This window comes from Eudoraea sp. (genome assembly GCF_039969275.1).
Classification (GTDB): Bacteria; Bacteroidota; Bacteroidia; order Flavobacteriales; family Flavobacteriaceae; genus Eudoraea.
The window spans coordinates 325,718-343,068 of sequence record NZ_JBDVOC010000003.1; the positions used below are offsets into that span (position 1 = coordinate 325,718).

The 17,351-nt window shown below is 38.9% G+C and carries 13 protein-coding genes; 1 reads left to right on the forward strand and 12 read right to left on the reverse strand.

What is annotated here, in order from left to right; translation table 11 throughout:
• Positions 1 to 15 precede the first annotated feature (15 nt).
• The 4 genes from ABJH90_RS02420 to ABJH90_RS02435 form a co-directional block, all read right to left on the reverse strand.
• Positions 16 to 1,290: a DEAD/DEAH box helicase gene (locus ABJH90_RS02420; RefSeq protein WP_348141979.1), complete on the reverse strand. Its 1,275-nt coding sequence runs from the start codon at positions 1,288 to 1,290 to the stop codon at positions 16 to 18.
• Positions 1,291 to 1,378: 88 nt separating this feature from the next.
• Positions 1,379 to 2,932: an FAD-dependent protein gene (locus ABJH90_RS02425; RefSeq protein ID WP_348141980.1), complete on the reverse strand. Its 1,554-nt coding sequence runs from the start codon at positions 2,930 to 2,932 to the stop codon at positions 1,379 to 1,381.
• Between the two features lie 87 nt (positions 2,933 to 3,019).
• Complete coding sequence (locus tag ABJH90_RS02430; protein WP_348141981.1) at positions 3,020 to 4,375, reverse strand: DEAD/DEAH box helicase; 1,356 nt, start codon at positions 4,373 to 4,375, stop codon at positions 3,020 to 3,022.
• A gap of 154 nt (positions 4,376 to 4,529) precedes the next feature.
• Positions 4,530 to 4,943 carry a c-type cytochrome gene (locus ABJH90_RS02435; RefSeq protein WP_348141982.1) on the reverse strand — a complete coding sequence of 138 codons (414 nt, stop codon included), beginning with the start codon at positions 4,941 to 4,943 and terminating at the stop codon, positions 4,530 to 4,532.
• Positions 4,944 to 5,127: 184 nt separating this feature from the next.
• Between ABJH90_RS02435 and ABJH90_RS02440 the strand changes: the two genes are divergently transcribed.
• Positions 5,128 to 7,323 (forward strand): amino acid permease, encoded by a 2,196-nt coding sequence (locus ABJH90_RS02440; protein ID WP_348141983.1) that lies wholly within the window; start codon positions 5,128 to 5,130, stop codon positions 7,321 to 7,323.
• A gap of 217 nt (positions 7,324 to 7,540) precedes the next feature.
• Here the strand turns inward: ABJH90_RS02440 and ABJH90_RS02445 are convergent, their stop codons facing one another.
• From ABJH90_RS02445 to ABJH90_RS02480, 8 genes are all read right to left on the reverse strand, one after another.
• Positions 7,541 to 9,727: a molybdopterin cofactor-binding domain-containing protein gene (locus ABJH90_RS02445; protein WP_348141984.1), complete on the reverse strand. Its 2,187-nt coding sequence runs from the start codon at positions 9,725 to 9,727 to the stop codon at positions 7,541 to 7,543.
• Positions 9,724 to 11,220, reverse strand: coding sequence for a CRTAC1 family protein (locus tag ABJH90_RS02450; RefSeq protein WP_348141985.1), 1,497 nt, complete (start codon positions 11,218 to 11,220; stop codon positions 9,724 to 9,726). Before ABJH90_RS02450 ends, ABJH90_RS02445 begins: the two co-directional genes overlap by 4 nt.
• Positions 11,220 to 11,684, reverse strand: coding sequence for a (2Fe-2S)-binding protein (locus ABJH90_RS02455; protein ID WP_348141986.1), 465 nt, complete (start codon positions 11,682 to 11,684; stop codon positions 11,220 to 11,222). The genes ABJH90_RS02450 and ABJH90_RS02455 overlap by 1 nt, the downstream gene beginning before the upstream one ends.
• A 151-nt stretch (positions 11,685 to 11,835) precedes the next feature.
• Complete coding sequence (locus ABJH90_RS02460) at positions 11,836 to 12,591, reverse strand: LytTR family DNA-binding domain-containing protein (protein WP_348141987.1); 756 nt, start codon at positions 12,589 to 12,591, stop codon at positions 11,836 to 11,838.
• Positions 12,592 to 12,806: 215 nt separating this feature from the next.
• Positions 12,807 to 12,998: a cold-shock protein gene (locus tag ABJH90_RS02465; RefSeq protein WP_348141988.1), complete on the reverse strand. Its 192-nt coding sequence runs from the start codon at positions 12,996 to 12,998 to the stop codon at positions 12,807 to 12,809.
• A 173-nt stretch (positions 12,999 to 13,171) separates the two neighbouring features.
• The gene (locus ABJH90_RS02470; protein WP_348141989.1) at positions 13,172 to 14,242 is read right to left on the reverse strand and encodes an SMP-30/gluconolactonase/LRE family protein; all 1,071 of its coding nucleotides are present in this window, start codon (positions 14,240 to 14,242) and stop codon (positions 13,172 to 13,174) included.
• A gap of 96 nt (positions 14,243 to 14,338) precedes the next feature.
• Positions 14,339 to 15,283 carry an aldo/keto reductase gene (locus ABJH90_RS02475; RefSeq protein WP_348141990.1) on the reverse strand — a complete coding sequence of 315 codons (945 nt, stop codon included), beginning with the start codon at positions 15,281 to 15,283 and terminating at the stop codon, positions 14,339 to 14,341.
• Between the two features lie 391 nt (positions 15,284 to 15,674).
• Positions 15,675 to 17,321, reverse strand: coding sequence for a tetratricopeptide repeat protein (locus tag ABJH90_RS02480; protein WP_348141991.1), 1,647 nt, complete (start codon positions 17,319 to 17,321; stop codon positions 15,675 to 15,677).
• Positions 17,322 to 17,351: the final 30 nt, after the last annotated feature.

The following is a 17,351-nucleotide window of genomic DNA, read 5'->3' on the forward strand; positions in this document are numbered from 1 at the left end:
TTTCAAAATTCAAATCTAATACCTACGGCGACTTCTATTCCTGTTCTTATGGTTATTTTGAGTTCCGCTACTATTTGAGTTTCGATTTCTGTTACGATTTGAGTTGTAAGATCGTTGTTGCCTTTGCTCCGTTTTGGTCTCAACTTTGTCTTCCTCATCTATAAATGGGTGTTCCGGCATGCGAGGGACTTCCTGTTTGATGAGTTTTTCAATATTCCGAAGGTACGGTCGTTCTTCCAGGTCACAAAAAGATAATGCGATCCCGCTGGCACTCGCACGACCTGTTCGCCCAATACGGTGCACATAGGTTTCTGAAACATTGGGAAGGTCATAATTGATGACTAATGAAAGTTCCTCTACATCGATGCCCCTTGCAGCGATATCAGTAGCGATCAATACTTTTAGTTTTCCATCCTTGAAGTCACCTAAGGCCTTCTGTCTGGCATTTTGTGATTTATTACCGTGAATGGCCGCCGACCTTATATCGGCTTGCCTTAATTTTTTGACGATTTTATCGGCACCGTGTTTTGTTCTGGAAAACACCAAAACTGAATCAGCAGGTCTCCCCTGTAAAAGATGTACCATTAATTTAGGCTTGTTGCCCTTACTTACGAAATAGACACCCTGTTCTACTTTCTCAGCGGTAGCTTGTTTCGGTTTTATGGTCACCCGCTCATAATCGCCCAGTATTTTTCTTGAAAGTGCTACAATAGCTTTGGGCATGGTTGCCGAAAAGAATAGCGATTGTCGTTTTGGAGGTAGCTTGGCTATGATCTTCTTAATGTCATGAATAAAGCCCATATCCAACATATGGTCTGCTTCATCAAGTACTACGAATTCTAAGTCCCGAAAAGATATAAAACCCTGGTTCGTCAAATCGAGTAACCGGCCTGGCGTGGCCACAAGGATATCAACGCCATTTCTTAATGTATTTACCTGTTTCCCTTGTTTGACACCACCAAAAATAACGGTGTTTCGCAAGCCTGTAAATTTTCCATAAGCCGCTAAACTTTCGCCTATTTGTATGGCCAGTTCGCGCGTTGGAGTTACAATCAGGGCCTTTATCCGTCGTTTACCCTTTTGTCCGTTTTGCGAATTATACAAATGCTGAAGTATAGGAATTCCAAATGCTGCGGTTTTACCCGTCCCCGTTTGTGCTACACCCAAAAGGTCTTTGCCTTTGAGGAGAATGGGAATCGCTTGTACTTGAATTGGGGTGGGGTTTTCGTAGCCTTCTGCCTGAAGTGCTTTAAGTAAAGGGTCGGCCAGGCCGAGTTCTTTGAAAGTCATTTTGATAAATAAGCCGCGAAGGTACGCTTATTTAAGCAGAGAACGGTGAAGTTAGATCCCTATAACTATCGGGAGAAGGGAAAATAATTTATAACCCGGCAACAGCGGCTTCTGCACAACGCTCACCATCCATGGCAGCTGATACAATGCCACCTGCATAACCAGCACCTTCTCCGCAAGGGAACAAACCATTGATTTCAGGATGCTCTAATTGTTCGTTTCTGGGGATGTTTACCGGAGATGAAGTTCGCGATTCTACTCCCACAATATTGGCTTCTGAAGTGTAATAGCCTTTCATTTTCTTCCCGAACTCGGTAAACCCGGTTCTTAAACGGCTTCCAATCAACCTGGGAAGTAACGAATGCAAGGGTGCCGATTTCAGCCCCGGTTGGTAGGACGTTGGGTTTAATTCTGGAGACAAGTTACCCTCAACAAAATCCGTTAACCGTTGGGCAGGAGCCGCCTGGGTCCTTCCACCAGCAGTAAAGGCCAACCGCTCTAAATCTTTTTGGTATTCCAATCCTTTTAAAACCCCGTACTTCTCGTATTTGGGTATATCTTCCTCCACGTTTATTTCAACAACAATGCCTGAATTCGCAAAAAGGTTGTTCCTTTTTGAGGGCGACATTCCATTGACAACCACTTCTCCTGGTGATGTTGCCGCCGGAACGATAAAACCACCCGGGCACATACAAAAGGAATACACTCCGCGATTCTTTACTTGTTCTACCAAACTATAGGATGCCGCCGGAAGCAATTCATTTCTCTCCCCTTTGCAATGGTATTGAATGGAATCAATAATTTGCTGTGGATGTTCTACACGAACCCCCATTGCAAAAGATTTGGCTTTTAGGGCAATTTTCTTTTTTTGAAGAAGGTAAAAAATATCACGCGCAGAATGACCAGTTGCTAGAATAACTCTGGACACATTCATTGCATTACCATCTTGTAAAATAATGGTTTTTAATTGATTATGTTCAATTATAAAATCATTTACTTTAGTATTGAAATGTACCTCCCCACCATATCTAAGTATTGTTTCCCGAATGTTCTGAACAATTTTCGGGAGTTTATTTGTACCAATATGTGGATGTGCATCAATAAGAATTTGCTCTGTTGCACCATGGTGTACCAGGCTTTCAAAAATGCGTCTGACATCACCACGTTTTAGACTCCGTGTATATAATTTCCCATCGGAATAGGTGCCTGCACCACCTTCCCCAAAACAGTAATTGCTATCCTCGTTTACAATATGGTCCTGGTTGATTGCTTTTATATCCTTGCGACGAGTTTGCACATTTTTCCCCCGCTCCAGAACAATGGGCTTAAAGCCAAGTTCTAAACACCTCAATGCGGCCCACATACCCGCCGGACCAAAACCGATGATATGAACGGGTTTGGCTTTTGAAACATCTTTATAATCAAAGGAATAGGTAGAACTCTCAGGAGGTTTTTCCTTAATGTAAATGGCAAGCTTGTAATTGAAATAAATGGTTTGTTTTCGCGCGTCAATGGACTTCCGGAGCACCCTTATTGTAAAATGATTTTCAGGAAACCCCAGGGTTTTGGCAGCTTTGCGCATAAGGATGCCTTCCTGGCCTTCTTCCTTCAATGGTATCCTTACCTGGATGTTTCTGATCATGGAGACAAAAAGTTCAAATTAAAGTAGTGTGTTTGACGTAATTGTAACTATAAGGACTTGTAACCATAAATCAATTAAATACAATAGTTATTTTCTTCTTTTACTTTTATTATAATTCTTATCACCTCTGGTTTTTGGTTTTTTATATTTGGCTTTTATCATGCGCTTATAAGATCCTCCTACATTTGTTTTCTTATTTTTTTCCGCTTTTTCATGAAAACTTGCTCCAGGTTCATGCTCATTACTTTGTTTATGGGGATTATCAGGTTCTTTGACTTTAGGTTGCTCTTCCGGGGTTAACCTTTTAGATACTTCTACGTCCCCTGGAAAAGAAAGTTGTTTAATTTCCATATTCATAAGGGTTTCAATAGCATTTTTATCGTCAATTTCTTTCTCCGTATAAAATAATAGGCTTTCTCCGTTCTTTTCTGCGCGACCAGTACGACCAATACGATGCATATAATTTTCAGGAAAATGCGGGGTGTCAAAATTTATAACATGAGTTATTTCGCTTAAATCGAGACCACGCGCCATTACGTCGGTGGTTACTAAAATCCTATTTATGCCTTCATCAAACTGTTTAATAGACCGCATTCGATAGTTTTGCGTTTTATTAGAGTGAATTACGCAAATTTCTTCACTATATAACTCTTGTAATTCTTCAAACAATCGATCGGCGCTTCGTTTATTTGCTACAAAAACCAGTACTTTTTTAAAGGTGGTTGCTTCTTTTAACAAGTGTCCGAGCAAATTCGCTTTTGTATAAAAGTTAGGAACGGCATAGCTACTTTGCGTAATATTTTCTAGAGGCGTACCGCTCAAAGCGACAGAAATCTTTTCTGTTGCAATAAAAAATTTAGCAATTATATCTTCTATATCTTCCGTCATCGTTGCCGAAAACATAATATTTTGACGCCTTGTTGGCAATAAATCGAATATATTGGTAAGCTGAAATCTAAACCCCAAATCGAGCATGACATCAACTTCATCGATTACTAACTTTTTAATCAATTTTAGTTGCAATGCACGACTTAAAATCAAGTCGTATAAGCGGCCAGGGGTTCCTACAACTATGTCCTGACCTTCCTCTAACAATGCTTTTTGAGTGTTTATATTGGTGCCCCCATAAACCCCCACTACCCTATTATTACTGTATTTACTAAATTTTTTAATCTCTTCAACTACCTGTACTACCAATTCGCGCGTGGGCACTAACACTAAAACTCTTGGATGCTTTTCTTTTGAAAATGTAAGCGTTTGTAAAATGGGTAACATATAGGCAAACGTTTTACCAGTTCCTGTTTGCGCAATACCCAAAACATCTTTACCTGATGAAATTACCGGAAAGGCCTGAGACTGAATTGGAGTTGGAGTCGTGTAACCTAAATCGGTTATAGCCGAACGCAGTTGGTTAGAGATTTTAAATTCATCAAACGATTGCATCTTCATCAATTTATATGCAAAAGTAATGTATTACAGCTACTGGCAGGTATTTATTCATAGCTGGTCACTTTATAATAGGAATTCATGCAACTCGTTCCTCAGTGTTACACCCCTCTTCCTTCCTACTACGCCGAAATTACCTCTTCAAACGATACTAATCCGTGTTTAATTCATCAACATGCTGCATATAGGTAGCTATGGTCTTCAGTTCTTCATCAGATATATCTTTTAAAAAACCGTCAATATTAGCCTGCATGATGGCCACCTGGCTGGAGGTGGTGTCTACGATGGGCTTAGCCTTACCCTTTAGAAATGCGACTATATCTCCATTTTTTTCTTTATATATATTCATGATTTCTTTGACTGAAGGTCCTATTTTTTTCTTGTTTACTTCATGACAGGTAATACAGGTTTTTTCTGAAAACAGTCTATTGCCTAGAAAAATTTGGGAGTCCCAGCTCAATTCCCCACGCTGGGGTATAGCTTTATCTATATTATTTATAGATTTTTTATCCACTTTACAGCTACACAACACAAGAAATACTATAAAAAATGAACCAAAACGCATAGGTTTGAGAAATAAATTATGATAATACTAAATATAGTGAAAAGGGTGCTTTATTTTCCATTTATTCAACTTTTTTCTCTTGTTATAAATGGAGTTCCTGTATGTTTTTCATTGGATGAGATATAAAAATATTGGCTATATTACACGTCTTTTGTGATTCTTCACAAGCAACCGTCAGTAACCCATGGCAGAAAAGAAGAAGTTTGGAACTTTTGCAGGAGTCTTTACCCCTTCTATACTTACTATTTTAGGGGTAATCATGTACATGCGTTTGGGCTGGGTTGTGGGCAATGCTGGCTTGTTGGGTGCCATTGTCATAATCATTATTGCCCATTTAATTGCAGTGACTACGGGTTTAAGCGTATCTTCTGTAGCGACTGACAAAAAGATTGGTGCCGGAGGCATTTATTATGTGCTATCACGGAGTATGGGAATTCCTATCGGGGGCTCAATTGGAATCGCTTTAGCTGTAGGCACCGCCTTTTCTATTGCCCTCTATTTGGTGGGTTTTTCAGAAAGTTTTAATGCGTATTTCGGATTTGGCATGTCGGTCAATGATATCAGAATAACAGGAACCATTGCATTGTTAACATTAACTGTGATTGCGTTAATAAGTACGTCTTTGGCTCTCAAAGCACAATATTTTATTTTGGCTGCTATTGCTGTTTCCTTGATAGCTATCTTTGCCGGATCATCTGATTTTGCACCGGAATCTGTACCCCTGTTATCAACCGAAGGTTCCGTACCCCTTGAGGTGGTCTTTGCCATATTTTTTCCGGCGGTTACAGGTTTTACGGCTGGCATCGCTATGAGCGGGGATTTAAAAGACCCTAAAACATCAATCCCCGTAGGAACTTTGAGTGCTATTGGTGTAGGGCTTGTAGTCTATCTCGTACTTGCTGTTTTTATGGCCTTTACCATCAATTCGGATGTTTTGAAAACAGACTATAACATTCTTATGAAGGTTGCCGTGTTTGCACCTGCCGTTGTTGCCGGAATATGGGGCGCTACCCTTTCTTCGGCCTTAGGAGGCATACTTGGAGGACCAAGAATTTTGCAGGCCATGTCCATCGATAAGGTAACCCCTAAAATATTTGGTAAAGAAAAGGGAACCAATAATGAACCGGTGAATGCCCTGTTAATGGTTTTTATTATTGCGGAGGCGGGTATTCTTATAGGGGAATTGGACGTTATTGCGCGGGTAGTCTCCATGTTTTATCTGACCGCTTATGGTTTTATCAATATTTCCTATTTCCTGGAAAGTTGGGCGAATCCTGATTTTCAGCCAAGCTTTAAAATTAAGCGCTGGATCGGTCTGCTTGGTTTTGTTGCCTGCTTTGGGGTTATGTTTAAGTTGGATATGATTGCCATGTTAGCGGCATTGGCTGTAATCGGAGGCTTATATTTTGGCTTGCAGCGAAAGGAAGTAAAGCTGCAATCGAATGACGTATGGCGAAGTGTTTGGGAAAATGTAGTAAACAAAGGACTAAAAAAGATAGATGCCCAGGTGGACGAAAATTCCAATTGGAATCCAAATATTATCCTCTTTAGTGGTAAAAGCGATCATCAAAACTATTTATTGGAATTATGTAAAACGGTCTCGGGACGTACCGGGATCGTTACTAATTTTAAGCTTATCGTTGACACCAAAGATGATACACCTTTGAAAAAAACAGAGCAAATTGTAAGGGATGAATCCCTCAAGGAACTTGGTATTTTTGGGAGGCAGGTAAAAGTGGATAACATCTATAGCGGTATTACGAATATTGCCACAGTTTTTGGGTTTTCAGGGGTGGAACCTAATACCATAATGATGGGATGGCCTAAAGGTTTAGAAAATTCAGGGGAATATGCCAAGATGACCGAGACCTTGTTGTATTTGGATTACAATTTATTGTATTTGGATTTTGATAGGAAAACTAGATTTGGCAACTACAGCACAGTAGATCTCTGGTGGAGGGAAACGGACAGCAAGAATGCCGAGATGATGCTGAATATTGCACGATTTATAATTGCTTCGCCTAAATGGAACAATACAATTATTAGGGTTTTATTCGTGAATAACAATAATGTGGATAGCAACCTAATACATTCTAAAATTTCTAAACTTGTTGAGGATTTAAGGGTTAATGTTGAAATTAAAATTATTAATAATGCCGTAGAGCAAGAACCTTTTTATAATATCATTGAACAACAATCTGCAGCTACTGATCTGACCCTGGTGGGGATACCAAATTTCAAAATTGAAAAACAGGCCGAATTTGTAATAAAAACCAACCAATTATTTGAAACCATAGGCTCTACCCTACTGGTAAAAGCTGCTAATAACTTTAATGAACTTGACTTAAATCTTATCGAGGCGAATACCGAAGTTATATAAAGCCGAGTTTAATTTCAATATTTTATCTAATTTATCACACCATACCTTTACGAAGCCACATCCGGTTGTTATTTATTCATGGCTTTTAGAGTCCATCTATGGGTGATTAAGGGGCTCTATATATTTATAATGTAACCCCTTAGACTGCATATTTTACATCATTTTAGCCGTAACAAAGTCCAGCATTTTATTTCAACCATTAATAATATGAATCCCTTTATGACTTATTTATAGGTAATTTTCTTATCCTTTGTCCTGTGGCTGCAAAAATGGCATTTGCCAAAGCAGGTGCTGCTGGTGGTAAGGGAGGCTCTCCAAGACCTCTTGGAGGCAACTCATTTTTAATAAACTCGACATGTATATCGGGAGCCTCACCCATGCGCATCCATTGGTAGTCGTGAAAATTGGATTGTAGTGTAGCCCCTTCATTTACCGTTATTTCCCCATAAAGTGCCGCAGAAAGTCCTTCAAGGATCCCACCTTGCACCTGTGCCTCAGCACCTGAATGATTGATCACCATTCCACAATCAACTACAGCATCAACTTTTAAAATTTTTACTTTTCCATTCTTATCCACACGCACGGTAACTACTTCGGCAATAAAAGATCCAGAATCTTTGCATGCCGCAAAGCCCCTTCCATGACCTTCGGGTAAGACTGTGTCCCAATTGCTATTTAACCTCACTTTCTCTATAACCAAAATCAACCGCTCCAGATCAAACTTGTAATCATCAACTACGGGAACCATTCTAGCAGGACCAAGGAATTCCAGAAAATAATCAATAGTGTCCATATTATTCAAGATTGCCAATTCATCTAGAAAACTATGTACGGCAAAAGCAGTTGCAGAATGTCCCACAGCACGCCATTGACCTAATGGCACATCGCTTAATACGTGACCGTATTCCAATTGCAGATTAGGGATAAACCCTGCTGGGAACTCGTATTCATCTATTTCTGTTCCAGCCGGATTTCCTTCTCTTCCCAGCGAAGTTTTGCGGGAGGCATTAGACAGAATGTGCTGCCAGCCAGTTACCTTACCTTTTTTATCAAGTGAGGCATTCATTTTATGCACGCTTGCGGGTCTATACCAATCGTGTTTTATGTCTTCTTCCCTTGTCCATGTTAGCTTAACAGGTTTTTTCATTTTCTTTGACAGCACAGCAGCATCCATGGCATAATCCACATAAAACCTCCTTCCAAATGCACCGCCTATTCGCGGTAGATGAATTTTAATCTGTTCCGGTTTTAATCCAAATAATTTAATCAATCCATCCTGGAGCGCTTCGGGATTTTGGGTGGGGGCCCAAACCTCACAAAAATCATCTCTATAATCAATGGTACAGTTCATAGGTTCCATAGTTACGTGAGCCAGAAAAGGAACTTCATAAACAGCTTCTACATTTGAAACTGCCCTTCTTTTTGCGATATCGATATTTCCATCCTTTCTTTCTATAGAAGTGCTAGTCAATTGTGAATGAAAACCCTCGAATATTCCTTCAGTATTTTCCTTTCTGGAATCCGCATTGTTCCATTCTACTTTTAGTTTTTCTGCGCCTTTGAACGCAGACCAAGTAGAATTAGCTATTACGGCAATCCCATTCACAAAGTTGGGGCTATTAGGACCAATGAGTCTTCCTCCATAGGCTTTATTGTCAAGTTCAATGATATCAATGACGCCATTTACCGACCTAGTAACGGTATCATCGTAGCTGCTTACACCTCCTTCAAAAACAGGGTTTTTCGAGACCGTGGCATAGACCATTCCGGGTAATTTTACATCGATACTATATTTAATTTCCCCGCTCACCTGCTTATACAAATCAACTTGGGGAATATTTTTGCCCACAATTTCAAAAGAGGTAATTGGCTTAAATTCTACTGATTCCGGTAATGTTATTTGCGAAGCTTCAGCAATTAGTTCCTTAAAAGGCAATGAATTTCCTGATTTAATATGTAGTACTTCGCTATTGATTGTCGATAGTTCCGATACTGGTCTATTCATTTTGTTTGAAGCAGCTTGAATTAGCACATGCCTTACTTTGGCACCGGCTGTCCTCATCAAATCCCAATTCAGAATAATTGCATAGCTGCCTCCAGCCCACTGTTCTTCGTAACCTTTATCATAATCGCCTTGCTCTACCTTTACTTTTTTCCAGTTGGCTCCAAGCTCTTCTGCCAATATAATAGGAAGGGCGGTTTTGATTCCCTGTCCTATCTCAGGGTTTTTAGCAATGAGCGTAATCCAGCCGTCGGTATCAATTTTTATAAGCGGCGAGAACTCATGAGCCGTTGCCGGTAATTTTTCAGGGGCGCATGATTGAAAGGACACCCCGGCAACTAGTGCACCACTAGCCGAAGCAGTAAGTTTGATAAAAGTTCGTCTATCCAGTGTGTTTATCATATTCCAATTCGTTTGATTTCTTTTCCTTCACTTATTTCATACACGGAGTTTACCTCTAAGTCCAATCCCGATTGCTTTCTACCAGAAGGCCATTCTACCTCAATTAGACTAACTTTTGCTGAAGTAGCAATACCAAAGTGGATTTCAGGTGCATTTTCACTTCCGTAGCCTGTTTCCCTAGAGAAATATCTTGTCAGAACTGTACCATTATCAAGTGTTAGTGTTATCCAACTGCCTATACCATAGCTGTTGGATTCTTTTCCCTTCAATTGAAACTTGATCCAATTGTTGGATTGATTTTGGTTGATATAGTAATCATTGGCCTCGGCATCACCGCCCCAATTGCAAAGATACAGGTCTAGATCACCGTCATTGTCAAAATCCCCGGAAGCAGTCCCCGCCGATATATGGCCTTCAACCGCAGGAAGGGTGTTGTAAACTCGATTGAAGCCATGATCGGGTTTCCCCAAAAAGAAAAAATTTTGAACCTCTGGATATCCTTCGGTGCCATTGGCTATGTAAAGATCTAACCAGCCATCGTTGTTGAAGTCTCCCCAGGTCTGCCCTTTGGATGGACGATGTAATTTATAGACACTTTCACTGTCTGTCAACTTCTTAAAAATACCTGTTCCCAAATTTTCATACAGTGCATTTACATCGGTAACCGATACATTGGTTATATAAATATCAAGGTCTTTGTCATAATCAAAATCAACAAATGTGACCCCATAGGAGGCATTCTGCTCTTCAACATGCACACCTAGCTTTTGTTCTTTAAAATTACCATTTACGGAATTCAAATAAAGGTAGTTTCTGTGTTTTCCTTTTACCTGACCATTGTTCTTCATCACAAAATTTGCCACATACAGATCCGGTTTTCCATCACTATTAATATCGCCCCAAGCACAGGATCTACCATCTCCCTTATTTCCTACCCATGGTCCATTAACGGCTCGAGCGAAAATTCCCTTGCCATTATTAATATATAAATTATCATCTTCCCTGTCCCGATTCACAATAAAAACATCTAAATCGCCATCCAAATCAAAGTCGCACCAGCAGGCACCGGGGGAATTGGTTTTATCTGTTGTCAAATCCCCTGCTTTTCGCAATGAAAATTTCCCCGAACCATCATTTATATAAAGTAGGTTGGGCACTCCAAACTGGGTAGTAAAAAAGATATCCAGGTCACTATCATTATCAATATCGACGGTATGCACAGACTCGCTCCATGCGTCCATATCATTATCTGCAACCGCAAATTTCCGATACCCGTATTCATGATTAAAATATATGGTATTTCCTAAAAGTCGTAATGAGTCAACCTGATTCGCCACAACAATATCGAGATACCCATTACCATCAAGATCGGCCACAGATACACCTCTCGATCCCTGATGATCATCATCCAAATTGAGATGGTCAAATCGCAGTTCTTGACTACTGGTTTTCTGCATTGGACATGCCAATAAAAAAAGTAGTAGCAATTGCATTATTCCTCTAATTTATTTGCGGCCAGTTGTATAGCCTTTTTTATTCGCACATAAGTTCCACAGCGACATATAATTCCAGCCATAGCCCTGTTTATTTCGTCATCCGAGGGCCTGGTATTTTTGGAAAGTAATGCGGAAGCGGCCATAATTTGTCCAGATTGGCAGTATCCACACTGTGGTACATCTAGTTCCATCCAAGCTTCTTGAATTGGTTGAAGGCCTTCTTCAGATAAGCCTTCAATCGTTGTGATGTTGCCTTCCAAGGCAGCGGCTATAGTTAATGTACACGACCGAACCGAATTGCCTTTATAAAGTATCGTGCAAGAACCACAAAGCCCTTTTCCACAGCCAAATTTGGTACCAGTTAAATCTAAAATATCCCTAAGAACCCATAGCAATGGGGTTTCGGGTTCGGCTGATATGACTTTTTTGTCATTATTGATAGTTAATGTAAAAGATGGCATATAGCTGTTTTTTTAATGGTGATTTGACAAAATTTTAATTGACCAATAAACTTAGATTGCTGGATATAAACCCACTTCATAAAATTAACCAATAAAGCAGACGAAAAAGACACTTTGCAGTGAATGTGTAAGGTTTTGATAGTGAATGGTTCTAGGAAGTCCTATTTCTAAAATAAAGATTAATTTCTTTGACAAAATTTCTGCTGACCTTTCTCCTGGTTCCATCCTTCATAATGACCTCAAGACTCTTGTAATCAACCCTGGCAAGTTCAGAAACATAATTTACGTTGATAATTGTAGACCTGTGAATCCTTTTAAAGATATCTTGAGGGAGGACATCTTGAAAAGACTTTAAGGGTTTTCGCATTACAAAAATACCTTGGGTAGTATAGAGCTTGGTATAATAGTTTTCAGAAACCAATAACTGAATTTGTGTTGGCTCACAAAAGTATTTGTTGCTTCCCCGGGTCAGCTCAAATAATAATGGTGGGGGCAATTCTTCCTTTTCAACTCCCTTTAGTTTGTCTATGATAAACCAGATGAGTCCGACATCTATTAGTGTCCAGAAAATAAAGAAATAACGGTATACCCCAAATCTGGAACCAGTTAATCCTAAATACGGGCTATAAGTAGAACTTAGAAAAAAGAACCATCCAAAATGCAGACCCACCCAAATTATGCCGGAACCCAATAACAAAAAATTCCCAAATTTGGTTTTATGAATTTTTTTGAAAGTTCTTTCCAAAATCTTAAAACCAATAATCCATGGAATCCAGATTCCAAGTTGCCATAGCAATACACTATAAAGAGTGACTTGATCTTGAGTAGCATTTTCTCTCAAATAAATCAGCAGACCAATTACTACAGCTATAGATATTGTTATGGCTACAAAATTTCTGGTCTTCATAGAATATTAAGGTAATGAAAAGATACTTTTTGACCTCTAAATATTTCTTAATAAAGTTAATCAATGCTCTCGATTAATCCACACCTACCTTTTATAATTTATTAGTAGTCTATAGTAGAGAAAGATCGGACTTTCAATATCAAACCCCTTTTTCGGATAATAAAAAAGGCCCATCAATTATGATGAGCCTTTGTGTTGAATTAGAAGCGTATATGTTAAATAACTTTTACGTTTACTGCATTTAATCCTTTTTTTCCTTCCTGTAGATCAAAAGAAACTTCATCGCCTTCGCGAATTTCGTCTATTAATCCGGAAATGTGTACAAAATGATCCTTTTCTACACCTTCTTCAGTGATAAACCCAAAACCTTTGGCATCGTTGAAGAATTTTACTGTTCCTTTACTCATTGTAATTTAATTAAATTTATAATACTTTTTATTTTGCAAAGATGGTACCAAAAATTTAAAATCCAACAAATTAGTAGATAAAATTATAGTTTTAGATCATTTATACTCCATTAAAACCGCGTATTACTGCTTTATTTAGTGTTTTTATCGGTTTTGAGTTGCCACGCACATATTTAATTAAAGTCATATTTCAAAAGATCATTACCCAGGTTTGTTATATAAAGTGTTTGGCCATCATTAGAGAAGAACATACCTGTAAGTAATCCCGGAAGTGGATGAAACAGATCTGGTGAAAGCAATTCTAGTCTTTCCAATCCCAAATGACTCCTTCTATTCCATTCGTTTGTAATCTTTAGATTATCCTTTGTTGAACCATCAAAAATTACATGCTGCGAATGATTTTCAAAATCTACCGCAATCACTTGATTATAGAGCGGTGAAGCTACGATTAACCGACCTTCACTATCTACTAATAAATTATCCGGAGTTCCGACATTCGCAGCTACTCCGGCATATTTGGCCGAACCACTATTTGTATCTACTTCAAATTTATGTACTCTATCCATCATAGTTTCAGAAATATAAAGATGCTTTTCGTCCTTGTCCATGATAATACCATTGGCAAAATAAAGACTGTCCATAATTTTAACAGGCGGACTTTTTAAGTCGGCCATTCTGAAAACGGCTCCATGTGGTACGGGAATATTTACATCGCGAAACATTTCTTCCAAATTAGTGCTCTCTGTAGATTGGGAAAACCATAATGCTCCTGTTTTATCCCTATAAATAGTATTAACACCATAAGGATGATCATAGATCATTTCTACATTTTCCGAATCTATATTTACTCTGTAAATCTTTCCGTCTGCAACATCAGACATCAAAATGTGTTTACCGTCGTATTCCAGAACCATGCCATTAGGCGATGCAGTCTGCTCTGGTGGAAGGTGCACAAAACCGGCTGCTGCGAAATTACCAAATGGGCGATTGGAACCGTCTTTGTCAATTAGTCTGAGACCCTTGGCCTGATCTACTACTACAATACGTCCATCCTCCAAATAAACACCATCCTCAGCCCGAAGTAAGCTACCATCTCCGGGAAACATATTTTCTTTTTGAAACGTTAAATATGGGAGCGGTTTTGTGGATTCTTCTTTATCACTAATCTTATCGGCCGGTTTAGGTGTATTACAGCCAATAAAAGTAAAAGCGAAAAGAAATAAAGTGTAAATGGATAGTTTCATAATTGAGTGGTTTGATATTTATAAAGATATAGGAATTTGGATTAATAGATTAGGGGAATTTGTATTCAAAGAAATGTTTGATTCTAACTGATTCTGTTAGTTCCATTTCAATTGGGTTCGCTCTTCCCAATACGTAGCTGGATCTATCTTAAACGCAGCCAATTCCTGTAACTCATCTTCAGAAAGACGGAAAGTATTAAATTTTAAATTTTCCTGCAATTGTTTGATATTACTTGCTCCGCTTAAAAGAATACCGGAGGGATTTTTTTGCCCACAAAATTGTAAGGCTATGGCATCTACTCCTACCCCATAATTGCGAGCCAATTGCTCCAGTTTATCATATAGATTATTATAATGCTTATAGGTCTTGTTTCTAAAAACCCTGCCATTAGCCAGGGCCTCTTTTAGGATGATTTTTTTCTCTTGCCGTACAAGTTCCCCTGATATCTCATTTAAACTTTGATCCAGCATATTGTAGGTTACCTGAAATGAATCAAACAGCTGTTGACCTCCCACGGTGACATCCAGCACTTTTTTAATGATGGCTAGCTGATTTGCCCCTGTTACAGTAATACCTATTTCTAAAAGATGTTCCTGTTTTATAAACGCTAAATGATCTAGTACTGCTTTATTTTCCAATACTCCGGATTCCAGTGTAGCCGAATGTATCTGATACACCCTTAAATGTGGTGAGAATGCCTTGGAAACATCCCATTGTTCCTTTAGTTTCTTTAAACTGTGTTCTTTTATTTCATGAATAGTGGCATTTACATCAAAATTAGCCACATAGGTATACCCCCATTTTGTGGCAATTTGTATACTGGGATCCTTTTTAGTTTGGAGCCATTCTAATACTAACTGTTCAGCTAAACCATAACCCGGAGCGGTATCAAAATAGCGAATGCCAAGATTATAGGCCTTTTCTAAAACAGAACAACCTTGCTCCTTAAAAGTCTCTAAATCTTGTCCTTTAGCTTTCTCCTGGCGCAGGTTAATATATTGTGGCCGTCCTAAAGCGGCAGTTCCTAATCCTAATTGCATGTATTATTTATAAAATTTTAATGTTCTCCAAAAAGTGAATCGCTTTCTGCTCCGGCATTTCGCAAGGTTTTAAGAGTTCTTTGTGCGAAGTAATATAGTAATTCAAGCTTATTAAATCATTACCTTGTAATTCCTTGCCATAAATTTTGAAAGACTTGCCATTATTAAAGGTTTCTTTTGTAATACTATACTTTTTTGCATTGTAAGTTCCTTCAGAATAGCCTTCTGGTATTTTTTGTATGTACTTAAACACTTCCATTACAAACCATAAGACAGTATAGAATTATTTTGAAAAGTACGTAATTTACAAAGTATTATGGAACTAGCTTGTCAGTAACTTTAGATGGTCTGGCAAAGCTATTTGTTTTTAATATCAGTAAATTACATTGGACTAATGTTCCCCTTCCATTTCACTCAACATCCGCCTCGCATTGTCACCTGTAGGCCCATTTGGGTCTAAGCTAATAGCTTTATTATAATATTCCTTAGCCTTGACAAGGTCTCCAGACTTCCAATAGCCTTCAGCCAGGCTATCCCAGGCATTTGCAGATTCCGGGAAAAGTTTGGTATTCATGTCAAATACAAAAACGGCACCTTCTAATTGGCCAGCATTCATCATTTGGTAACCAGCTTTATTGAATTCAGCCTCGAAATTAAAAAACTTATAGGTAGGATCTTTCCCCAAACGTTGGGCTTCTGTAGCCAACAACTCATACTTTTCATCCATAAAAAGCTGTGTGAGATAACCCATGGGATCTATGATAAAATTATCCGAAGAAAAACTCAAGGCGGTCTCCAGAACCGGATCTTCATTGGCACTATATTCTGCAAAGGTGGATTCTACCGCTAAATGAGGCACCGTATATTCTCCATTTTCCCATTGGGGCTTATCCTGCCACCAGGCAAAGGAGAGGTAAACAGGCATCTTGGAATTAGGTAGTTCTACACGGCGGTTGTCGCCATAGAAATTAATATTTTCACCGGTAGGTTCCCCTACAAAGATGGCATTGGTATAATTATCCAGTTCATTTACCAAATTCTGACAGGCAGAAAATGTTCTACGACCTATGATAACAAAAAATTTCCCGATCTGATTGATTTTTGGATGCTCAATGATACCAGTAACTATGGGCTTATTCTTATAGTTATTTCCACCACCATTTAAACGGACATCCAGGATTAAACGCTCAACATCATTACTGTCGATAAATTCAAACAGACGTTTGTAAAATGAGGGGATATTCTCTGAGGGATCGTCCTGGATCTGACTATGGCGAACATAAACCGCCTTTTGTTCCGGCAGGTATTCATAATAGTAGATCTTATCCAGGTTTTTAAGGTAGAGCGGATTTTGAGATTGATCCCTCACTCCTACCCAATCACTTTCAGGTTTCAGTTCGCCATATTGAACCGGGGTATCAAGATTGCCATCGGAATTGACAACAGAATTAAAAGACTTGCCATCTTTTTCGAGGCTTAGGCTAATATTCTGTTTTAAGGTTTCGGTGATTCCCTGGGCATGAAGTACTTCAGGTATTACCATATAGAGGCCAGCATATGCTTTAAAGAATTGTTCATTTTCTACAGGAACCACAGGGTAAATAGCTTTTAATGCTTCCTTCGTGGGCATGCCTTCAATGGCGGTTATTTTAGCACCAACCAAAGACGCATAATCTTTATAAGCCCCTGTAATATATAAGCCATCAGGGAATTGGTAAAGATTCAGGGGTAGTTTGTGATAGGTCACAGGACTTTCTGAAAAACTTACGCTTGTATGCCCGTATTTGAACATCCCTATGATCCTGCCAAAACCTACGAGTACCTCATGATCCTGCATTTGGGGGATCTCCTTATGAAATTCTTCAACAGCCTCATCAAAAGCAGCAGCGGTGACCTTTTTAAAAAGGAACGAATAATCCTTATGAACGGTTTCCTGAAGGAAACGCAAGTCCTCCTGCCATTGTGTACTCGAGATTTTTTGTTGCGCTGGTAATTGCCAGAGAAGTAAAAAAGCAGCTAAAAAGAATAGTTTTTTCATCGTCGTTTTGTTAAAAGGTTAGGCATAAAG